Annotated in this window: 10 protein-coding genes and 1 pseudogene; all 11 read right to left on the reverse strand. The window is 50.8% G+C overall.

Annotated elements, in window-relative coordinates; translation table 11 throughout:
- Positions 1 to 87 precede the first annotated feature (87 nt).
- Entirely contained in the window at positions 88 to 1,134 is a 1,047-nt protein-coding gene (locus ACVBIL_RS17990) for a DUF389 domain-containing protein (RefSeq protein ID WP_447168330.1), read from the reverse strand.
- Between the two features lie 69 nt (positions 1,135 to 1,203).
- A complete protein-coding gene (locus ACVBIL_RS17995) occupies positions 1,204 to 1,527 on the reverse strand; it encodes an alpha/beta hydrolase fold domain-containing protein (RefSeq protein ID WP_447168331.1) in 324 nt (107 codons plus the stop codon).
- Positions 1,524 to 3,470, reverse strand: a complete 1,947-nt coding sequence (locus tag ACVBIL_RS18000) for a CASTOR/POLLUX-related putative ion channel (RefSeq protein ID WP_447168332.1) — start codon at positions 3,468 to 3,470, stop codon at positions 1,524 to 1,526. The genes ACVBIL_RS17995 and ACVBIL_RS18000 overlap by 4 nt, the downstream gene beginning before the upstream one ends.
- Positions 3,467 to 3,598, reverse strand: a complete 132-nt coding sequence (locus tag ACVBIL_RS18005; RefSeq protein WP_447168333.1) for a DUF3604 domain-containing protein — start codon at positions 3,596 to 3,598, stop codon at positions 3,467 to 3,469. The genes ACVBIL_RS18000 and ACVBIL_RS18005 overlap by 4 nt, the downstream gene beginning before the upstream one ends.
- Before the next feature lie 176 nt (positions 3,599 to 3,774).
- Entirely contained in the window at positions 3,775 to 4,815 is a 1,041-nt protein-coding gene (locus ACVBIL_RS18010; protein ID WP_447168334.1) for a DUF1214 domain-containing protein, read from the reverse strand.
- A gap of 32 nt (positions 4,816 to 4,847) precedes the next feature.
- Positions 4,848 to 6,428, reverse strand: coding sequence for a DUF1254 domain-containing protein (locus tag ACVBIL_RS18015; protein WP_447168335.1), 1,581 nt, complete (start codon positions 6,426 to 6,428; stop codon positions 4,848 to 4,850).
- A 160-nt stretch (positions 6,429 to 6,588) separates the two neighbouring features.
- The gene (locus ACVBIL_RS18020) at positions 6,589 to 7,131 is read right to left on the reverse strand and encodes a DUF389 domain-containing protein (RefSeq protein ID WP_447168336.1); all 543 of its coding nucleotides are present in this window, start codon (positions 7,129 to 7,131) and stop codon (positions 6,589 to 6,591) included.
- 19 nt (positions 7,132 to 7,150) lie between these two features.
- Positions 7,151 to 7,336 (reverse strand): annotated as a pseudogene (locus ACVBIL_RS18025) (hypothetical protein); the annotation flags it as partial.
- Between the two features lie 246 nt (positions 7,337 to 7,582).
- Positions 7,583 to 8,233, reverse strand: coding sequence for a TetR/AcrR family transcriptional regulator (locus ACVBIL_RS18030; protein ID WP_447168337.1), 651 nt, complete (start codon positions 8,231 to 8,233; stop codon positions 7,583 to 7,585).
- A gap of 561 nt (positions 8,234 to 8,794) precedes the next feature.
- Positions 8,795 to 9,670 (reverse strand): reverse transcriptase domain-containing protein, encoded by an 876-nt coding sequence (locus ACVBIL_RS18035; protein ID WP_447168338.1) that lies wholly within the window; start codon positions 9,668 to 9,670, stop codon positions 8,795 to 8,797.
- Complete coding sequence (locus ACVBIL_RS18040; RefSeq protein WP_447168339.1) at positions 9,613 to 10,080, reverse strand: reverse transcriptase domain-containing protein; 468 nt, start codon at positions 10,078 to 10,080, stop codon at positions 9,613 to 9,615. The genes ACVBIL_RS18035 and ACVBIL_RS18040 overlap by 58 nt, the downstream gene beginning before the upstream one ends.
- Positions 10,081 to 10,507 lie beyond the last annotated feature (427 nt).

Raw genomic sequence — 10,507 nt, forward strand, 5'->3', positions numbered from 1 at the left:
TACTCATTTGACGAGTTCAATTTCGCCGGTCTTCCATGTTTTGTCGAACCACGGATCAAGCGAGCCATAAACTTAAGATATGCTCTCCTATTTTGATGATGTGGCAACAACGGCACTGCGCACTATCGTCTCAGGAATAATACTGAACTCCAGAACGACTGGCATCTCGATCAGTGTAGAAATATTATCCCGAATTGAATCAACAACGTGCTGACTTAAGACACCCGGTTCCGCAACCAGATCAGCCCGAACGAATACCACGCCTTGCGTAAGACGTATGCTCAGGTTGCTAAATCGCACGTCACGATCCGCTAGCACCAACTCTTGTGTTTTAACCGTCAAACTGCGATGCACCAGATTGCGAATCAATAGGTTATCCATGCTGATCCCCAATGGCGGGATGACCAACAACAAACAACTACCAATAAGAACCAACGCAACGAATGCAGAGGCGTGACGACGGAAGTACTGCAAAAAGAAAATCAGACTGGCAGACAGAACGATGCCAAATATATTGGTCAGATAAAGCAGGAATGGCCCGCGGGCACTCACAGTTCCTATGGCAAAACCAATATCAGTGCCGGATTTTTGTCCGAGTGACAAAGCGATTCCTACTGTACACAACGGTGGCACTAGGGCGACAGCAATGGCAATGCCGGCAAGCGCTGAAGATACACCCGGCCGTGTGTATGCAAATGCAGCGGCAGCGCCTGCCGCAACAGCAATGCCTAAATCAAGAAGACTGGGGCTCATGCGTGCGATCAATTCCGAGCCAGCCAACTTCCAGCCAATGAGCTCAGAAACAAGAAATGCCATTGTGATAATCACAATAGTTCCAATTGCAATCGTTAACAATGAGCGAGAGATAAGCACCCTGTTGGCTTCGACACCACCGAAAGCCAGGGAAATAATAGGGTTCATGAGTGGTGCAACAATCATGGCTCCAATAATCACTGCTGCGCTATTGGACAACAAACCAAATGTTGCAATGACGCCAGATGCCGCCAGCATAAAGAAAAAACCAAACGATGGAACCGAGCGCTGTTCAACCGTTTCTTTTACATCACTAACCAAAATGGGCTCTTCAACCAGATGACGCCAACTACCAAACAAACTATTTATTATTCTATTCATATCTAATTTTTCACCTTTTTTGGGTTACTTTAAAAATTTCAACAGAAATATCCCGAGTTCTGCAAAGACCTACTCGGATTCCGGCGAGTCAATCACTTTGAGATAATCGCCTTGCAAAAATGATTCATAAACGTTGAAATCTGCAGCGACGCCTGCCGTGCGCAATTTGCTGTGGGTTCGCACCATATTGTTCAGGAACATATCCCGCGTGCCGCTGACTAGGTAGATCGGGGGGAAACCCTTGAAATCGCCATACACCATCGAAATCAGCGGTTCAGTCAATAAGTGATCGCCTGCATACAACTTTGCGGCACCTTCCAAAAGGCCCTTGTAGGTCACGAGGACGTTGTCAACGCCTTCGTTGGTGAAGTAGCTGTCCCCCGTTTTGGTCATTGAACTGTCTCCGGGAAGTCGGCGAGTACGATGAGCTGGTCGCCACCTGCCAGCAGCCAATGTTCGGTCCGGTTCGGGTTAAGCACTACCCGTCTGTTCCCCTGGTGTTCGATGCGCAGCCCCAGAGCGATCTCGCCGTGCTCGTGGGCCGCCCGTTGAATGTCGGAAAAGCAGACGGGCTCGTTGCAGGGAAGGTATCCTGCAGCGGGAACCAGCGTGATCTCAGGACCACCTGGGTGGGACAGCGCATCGAATACCGCGCCCAGTTCCCTGCACAGGGCGACTTGGGACAGCATGTAACTCACCACCATCGGGCTGACCATGACATCATCCTGTGAATCGTTGAACAGCCGGTGGTTCGCGTCGTCGAGGATCTCGAAGAGCAGGTGCGGGCGTGGTTGCGATTCCCTGAATATGTGGTGTAGGGCCAACTGGATGGTCACCGAGGAGGCATCTGCATTCTCATTGCTCTCGAGACCTTCCCGGGCGACGACGATTACCGCGTCGTAGTCCTGCGGGTGCAGCGAGGTGAGAGTGTCCATCACTAGGAAGTTGGCCTCGACCATCTGGACGTTCGCCAGTTCCGTGCCGTGACCGTAGTACGCCAGTTGTTGTTCCCTGTCCTCGACGGACGACAGGTCAACTGCATTTACTGTGATTGCGGCGATGCCGTGCTGGCTCAGGTCAGACAGCAATGGCGGTACCTTCCGGCTCCAGCCCAGCACCAGTAACTTGCGGGGTGCCGGATCCGATTGACGTGTAATACGCTTCTCCCGAGGCGGCAGGCTGCTATCGGGATCTAGGGGCTCGGTGTTTGCATATTGACTGGACATCAAGACCAACTGATCGCCTTCGACAAGTGTCGCGGCGGGATCCGGCAGCAATTCTGCCTGCAGGCTGCCCCGGCTGACCCTTCCCAGAAGGACTGCCCCGGGTAGCCGACTCTGTAGTTCTCCCAGCGGCACGCCTGTCAGCTCCGGGCAATCCCGAATGTATACGTTGTTGCCTACATTGAGTCGCAGCAATTCATCAAACACGCCCCATACTCCGGGTTGCTGAACGCATCGAGAGATCAGTTGACTGACGATTTCATCGACCACCACCACCTCTGTTTCACCCCGGTAGGCCGCCCGTGCCAGCGGTGCCCAGTCGCCGTCAACTAGGCCGGCGACTGCCAGCGGATGGGGGCCGTTGCTGGACTCAAGCTCAGTGGATACCGACAACAGGGTCTTGATGGTCTCCGCGTCCACCACACTGGGGCAATCGGAGGTGAAGTCAGCACCGGGCAGGATAATTACGGCCGCCAGCTCATACGCTACCCGCTGCAGGTGATCCATGCGCTGAGGTGAACCAGCCCGCAGCAGGATCTGCCGGTCACGCCATCGCGTGCCGAGTTGTTCACGGAGTTCCTGGCGCAGCTCGGTCGTAATTTCGTTTACTAGTATGACGATCGTGAGTTCCTTGCGCGATTGCCGGGCGAGGAATCGCGCAAGGCGCCCCTCGGTTTCCAGCAGAGCGTTGGCGATGGCTGGGGTGCGGTGGGTCCAGCCGAGTATCAGTACGTGATGACTCACCGCTACCGGTGTCACTCCCATTTCCAGACGGGCAATCCACTGGTTCAGCCACTGAGTCATGATTGCGATGAGCAGGCCCATGAACAGCACATAACCCAGCACCGTCACGGCAGTGGATATGGTGCGCCTGGCCAGCCCTTCGTCATCTCCCAGGTAACCGGGATCGGTCAGCCGCAGGAAAGCCCACCAGATGGCATCGCTTACCCCTGATTCTCCGGGCGCGAACAGGAAGACGAGTCCTCCGGCGAGCAGTGCCACCGAGACCACCAGCAGCGCCGCCAGCGCCAGGCGATAGTGAACCCCCCGCAGTATCCAGCGCTCCAACTGGAACCGGATCCTCGCCGCCAGGCCCGCTTTGCGGGAACTCATGGAATCGGCCAGGTGGTTGGCGGGATATCTTTCAGGTTTGACACTGCGGTACTCCTACCGAGTCTGTTGCCGAACATACCGGCGTCCGCGGAATAGGAAGTGTGCCGGTGCGTGTCGTCCCACAACACCTTGTCGGGATAGTTGAGGCCCAGGTATGGGGAATACTCTCAGGTTGGCTGATGTTCGCTGGGTCACCAGCATCCTGTGCCAAGACCGGCACTGTGACCATTACCACGACCAGCGCCAACGCGGAGTTAACTGCCACTATCATTCGTTTCATTTCATACTCCATTCACCTAGCTAATCACCGCGCCTCTTGTGGACTCGGGAATGTCCAGCTTCCGTCCAGAATCTCCGGTCCTGGCTTATACATCCTGACGATGTAATTCCATCCCGGCACGATCGGCAGGAAGTTGTCCGCCTTGTGGTCGCCGCCGAAGTGGATGGTGACACTGCCGTCTTTGTCCTTCTTGCTGGTGACGCTGTTAAAGGAGTAGGCGTTATATTCGTTGACCGGCATCCAGCCCTTGTCGTCGTAGAGGGTCACTGACCAGAAGGCACCCACCGGCACGTCCTTGACGGTTAGTGTGTACAGGGTTTTCCCGTCGTTCTTCTCAGGGACGTTGATTGCATACATGGCATCCTGCGCTGGCAGACCGCCCCAACCCATGGCAGTTCCCAGCATCCAGTAAACTGGATCGAGCTCATCTTTCACACCGAAAAACTTGGATGCATCGCTAACTGTGGATGCGACGGCCATAACCTTGTTGCGCATCTCCTCAACTTCATCCTTCTGCCAATCTGGGACTTCAAAACGGCCTTTTTCGGCTTGCTCGATACGCACCGCATCCTGGAGCAGATACGCTTCTTTCATGTCTTGCTCATCGTTCGGATCCATAAAGGTCCGAATGACCAGAGTCACATACCGGGAGCCCACCTTCTCTTCTGTCAGAGAGCCTGTCTTTGGACCATAGAGACCCCAGATCGAATGATCCTGACTCACTATCATGATGGACTGATAGCGCCCCTTGGGATCTGGAAGCGTGACCGTGAGCGGAGACTTCAAGTCAAAAACACCCCAAGAGTAAAGCGTGTCCCTTTGGCCGCGCACCGTGATCTGGCTGTTCACGTCGTAGGGTTCCCGAACAGGAACGACCTTTCCGAAGCAGTTGAACTTTTCAATGTAGCCTTTCATCTGGAAGTCCGACTCGGCACGGACGTAGTTGAAGCCGGTAACCTCAGGGGCATCCACAGCATGAGCCGGTGCCGGTGCCAGGGCCATGATCAAAATACCGGTGATTAACAAGGCCGCAAGGGCTCGTTGCAATTTTAATGTGGTCTTCATAACTGAATTTCCTGCTAATAAATGTTTCGAATTCATTCAACCAGTTCAACTTCGCCAGGCTGCCATTCCTTATCGAACCAGGGATCCAGCGGCCCATAAAGACGCAGTGCAATGAACCAGCCTTTTCCGGGCACCGTTTGAATCCAGTTAGCGTCCTTGCCCTCGGGTGCCTTCGGCGCAAAATACAGATCGATCGATCCATCCTCGTTTACGTCCAGTTTGTGACGCTGGTTGTTTCGTCCCGGAAACGGCTGGCCGGTCTGTAACTGCGAACGTGTTTGTGGGTCATAGGCGACGATGGACCAAAAGTCCTTTGCGGGAACATTAGCCGGGATGTTCAGCTTGTAGGTTTTTGCACCATCCATGTACTCGCCATTCTTATCCACATTCAACATTGCGTATTGCGAACCGGCGCCCACCATCTTGTTGACCATGGCTGGGGTAATCACAGTTGCGAAATAGTGAAACAAGACGCGCGCATCGAGGTTGCGACCACCGGCACCGCCATTTTTCAGGAACTGGTGGTCGCCGCCGATAAAGGCGGTGTACCAGCCAGAATCCTTGTAGAAGTACGCTTCCTCATCACGCGAGTGGATCCAGATCGCCCTGGCCGTGGCATTGCCGACTGCAACCGCCTCCTCGAGGATCTTACGCATGCGATCATCAGGCGCAAATTTTTTGCCCTTTTCGATGCCGATCGAGGCAAACAGACCGCGCAATTCAGGATCGATCAAACCCACCGGCTCTCTTTCGATGACATGGGCCAGTTCGTTATAGAACTCAAAATTGTTGGCATGGATGGTGTTAAACGGTTTTTCCGAGCCATTGATAAACTTCATCGCTGGTGGATTTGCCGCTTTTGCCAATGGGTAGATCTTGATGCCATTGCGGAACATAGCGGAAGCAGCATCTGGCTTTCCATCGACCAAGAAGCCACGCAGGATCAGCCAGTTCACATAACTGGGTGAGCGGGTAACAAACATTTTTTCGGTTCTGCCATTGACCTCAACATCCTGTTCTTTGCCGCCAATCGGCGCTTCCAGAGGCCCGTCATATTCGGGCGGCAACAGCAGATACGTCCCCCCCTTGCCTTTGTCGGGTCCGGGCGCACCCATATCGATGACAAAGCGAAAGAAGGCATCATTGACAGTGCCGGGGCCAGAGTCTTTGGGGACCTCAACAACCATCGGCCCATCCTTTTTCAGGTCGAAAAAGGCCAACGCATAGACCGTGTCGGTATTTCCCGTTAGAAAAATCGGATCGGAATCCATCAAGTCGTCAAAAATAACCACATGGTTGGCTTCAGTCGCGCCAAGCTCAACTTGACCACGGCGTAGACCCTCAATCGACGACGCCGGCATACCATTGAGAAATGTCTCCACGCCTCTCATGAAATCGAGATTGTCGTAGACAAGCTCAACCGTATCTTTGGTTGGACTGCCGTCAAAGAATTTCAGCTTGCCAATTCGGGTATCAACTGTATCTGGCGTCAGAATGGTGTCAGGTATTTTGTTGTTATAGCCAGGTGTATTTTCTGCGAGAGCTGCCATGCTAACGCACAGTAACAGGATACTCGACAAAATTGGCGTACCTGTTTTTGAAGATAATTTCATTATTTCCTCCTTACCTCTTTAGACTTGGTATTTCATAAGCAACCGTTTGTTCGCTACCTAGAATGTGATCTCTTATTCAGATGCTTCGAAAACATCGTTACTGCGCACTATCGTCTCAGGAATAATGCTGAACTTCTGAATGACCGACATCTCTATAAGTTCAGAAATATGACCCCGAATTGAATCCCCTCCCCTGATTAAAGACACCCGGTTCCGCAACCAGATCAGCTCGAACGAATGCCACTCCTTTTTTGAAATGAATACTCAGGTTACTAAATTGCACATCACGATCTGCTAGCGCCAACTGTTGTGTTTTAACTGTCAAACTGCGATGTACAAGATTACGAGCTAACAGGTTATCCATACTGATCCCCAACGGCGAGATGACCAACAACAAACAACTACCAATAAGAACCAACGCAACGAATGCAGAGGCGTGACGACGGAAGTACTGCAAAAAGAAAATCAGGCTGGCAGACAGAACGATGCCAAATATATTGGTCAGATAAAGCAGGAATGGCCCGCGGGCACTCACAGTTCCTATGGCAAAACCAATATCAGTGCCAGATTTTTGTCCGAGTGACAACGCGATTCCTACTGTGCACAACGGGGGCTCTAGGGTGACAGCAATGGCAATGTCGGCAAGCGCATTTGCATACACCCGGCCGTGTGTATGCAAATGCGATAGCAACTCCTGCTGCAACAGCAATGCCTAAATCAAGAAGACTGGGGCTCATGCGTGCGATCAATTCCGAGCCAGCCAACTTCCAGCCAATGAGCTCAGAAACAAGAAATGCCATTGTGATAATCACAATAGTGCCAATAACAATAGTTAACAGGGAACGCGAAATAAGCCCTCTGTTTGCTTCTATACCGCCAATCACCAAACAAACTAAATATTTTTGCATTCATTTCAATCCCCAATAAACGCGCTACGGCATCAATTTTCAGTTAACGACAGCCACTATCGTGGTGATATTTCCTCCCCTTTTCCCTTAGCAACGACTGACCTGAAAATCAGCTACGTAAGATGGTGCTCCAACATGGCCTGAATTATGTGTAGGCCAGCTGTAATCAACTTGTCACTTGTTCAATCCCAGTAAATTCAGCTATTACTGTTTGCTTTGGTGTTATTCTGTATTTCCAGAATTAACTCATGTCCTAACGAGATTTGAGTTCTTGTTCTCAATCCATTCACTACCATAAAGTGTAGAAATCCAGACTCGAGCCAATGCCTCCCTGACTGGTTCCAGCTGCCTTCTCGGGTGTTGCCCGAACGCCTCGATTAGCGTGTAGGTATCGAGACGATTGAGTGCAATGGCGACGGGACGAGCATCAAACCCCGGAATTAGACTCTGCTCTTGGTCGGCCTCAATACGAGCACAAGCCGCATCATCGAACCGACCGAGAAAATGACTCCATGCTTTTTCAAAGAGCTTATCCGTAGTGGCAGCGTCAGCAAAGGCTCGATAAATGGGACCACGTTGATAACCGAGAGTTACCAACGCGATAAGAGATTCATGCATCAGCGCAACGGGATCACCGCCCCCCATAACCCAGGGTTCGGCACAGTCGAAGATCTCGTCCTGCAACATGTTCAGTAAGGCCGCCATCAAATCGGGCAGATCATTGAAGTACTGGTAAAACGTTGAGCGACTAACGTCTATAGAAAGCATTAATGAATTGACAGTCATGTCACAAAACGGATATGACCATATAAACTTGATCGCGGCATCCAGAATTGAGGCTCGCGTGAGCTCTGCTTTACCAACCTTTGGCAATAATTGCGGTTTAACTCGCGGCATAAAGGACATTCATTTAATTTCTGACATACTGTCAAATTTAGTACAATATTCCAGTATGTACAGACGTCGAGTGTTTTTTTCAATAATGCGACAAAGGAAAGCAATGCCAACAGCTCATTATTGGGAGATTGCGAGCGAATATCCAATCAAGCGCCGCATTAGCACAGATATCTTAAATTGACATTAACAGCCTATGAATGAGTTTTAGCTCTAAGCAATAATGGGGCAATACAGAGACAATCATAACTAACGGATCACACCCATTTCCTCGTTAGACATTTTCGCTTTACAGACAATTTCGCTGGGGCGACAAGGGGTACAAGCGCTTTACCCCTTGGCTCGACTCTTAATAAGAGAAAGGGGCGAAGCGCCACAACTTACCTCGGCCGCAAGGCCGCATCTTTAATCTCTTTAGATATTAAGAAAAACAAAATTAACCTTTAACAACCAAACTCCAGACAACATCGAGTAGGGTGAAGCGTTTCCGCCTCATCCCTCTCACAGAACCGTACGTACGGGCCTCGTATACGGCTCCTGCATTCTTCACTAGCCTCTATTACCTTATCGGTAAATCGAAGCAACAAGCCATCCCGTTCTTATATTCTCTATTGAATATAATCCCAACTCATCAAACCAAGTATTAGGCATAGCAAAACTCGCTAATGGACTGGCGGCATTACCCCATGAGTTCATATTAATAAACTTAAAGGGGGGCTTATACATCAACTGCTTCAACCGCCTATGTAACCTCATTGGCCGTTTCCACAGTCTCAGTTGTACTGCCCTAAGCCTACGCCTTATCCAGCCACTTAAGCTTTTGAAATCCCCGCTACTGTTGGCAATACTGAAGTAGTTGGCAAATCCACGTACCACGGGAATAAGCTCTCTGATTATCTCAGACAAGTTTTTACCCCCGTTTCTGCGCGTCAGTTGCTTCACCTTTTGCTTGAAGTTTTTCAGCTTCTTCGCCTGTATCCGCGTATATCGGCTACCGACTTCCACTCCGAGAAATTTAACCCCTTTATCACTGTGCGCGATATGGGTCTTCTCTCGATTCACTGTTAGCTTAAGGTCTACTTCCAAGATCTGAGTCGCACTTGTCAGCGCATTCTCTGCCGCCGATAAGCTGTTGCACAAGATCAAGATGTCATCGGCATATCGCACGATGCGATGATCCCGTCGTTTCATTTCCTGATCGAACGCATCGAGATTGATATTCGCCAGCAACGGGCTAATTACTCCACCTTGCGGACTTCCTACCTCGCTTGCTTCCCATTGATTGCCCACCATCACTCCACTGCATAAGAACTGCCTGAGCAAATTCAAAATACTGCCATCTGTCACACGCCGTTTAACCCCTTCGATGATCAATTGATGATCTAGAAGGTCGAAACATTTGGACAGATCCCCTGATGTTTTATAAGAGCAACCACCCAACGCTTATCATACTTGCGTATAAACAGCGTCGCTTTACTGATGGCGTCATGGCAGCTTCGTTTCGGACGATATCCATAGCTCGATGGATGAAACATCGGATCGAAGATTGGCTGGAGAATGTCCAGTAAGACTTGTTGAACTATACGGTCACGCACTGCGGGGATCCCCAGCAATCTTATTCCACCACCCTCTTTCGGGATCTCCACCCGTTTGACGGCTAGCGGTTGATATTGCTTGGTTTGCAGTTCGTGTTGCAGTTGTCTGAGGTTATTTTCTAAATTCGAAGCATAGTCACTCAGGCTCTGCCTATCAATTCCGGCCGCACCCTTTGATTTCCATACTTTTTTGAATCCGCTGTACAGCGACCGAATGTCAGACATCCGACTGTACAAGCTATAATAGACCTTCATTCACTGCCTTTGACTTGTGGTATGTCGAGTCGCTGCCATCCAATCTTGGTTGGCTCTTCGCGAGAACATCAGGCGTACTAGCACAATGGCAATCTACCTGAGCGGTCGCTCACTACTGCGTTGCTCGGCCCATCACGCTCAGCGTCCACATTCCTGCTTAGCCGTTGTGCTGTGCCTATCTCAGTCGAGATACTTGTGAGCCCGAGATCAACTTTCACGCTGTTCATACACTTAAAGAATACTTCCCCCCTTCGCAACTCACCACGCTTTTGACTATGGCTCGCCCCTTTACACACTATGGCAAAGGTCAGCTTGGTTTTCTCCTCCACACCATTACTGGCTTTGACCGCCATGGATAATGGAATGGACCCATCCACTTTTAATCGGCCTCACAATGGGCCACGATGTAGTTGCTTAAACTCATCAG

It is taken from the genome of Shewanella sp. 125m-7 (assembly GCF_052977045.1).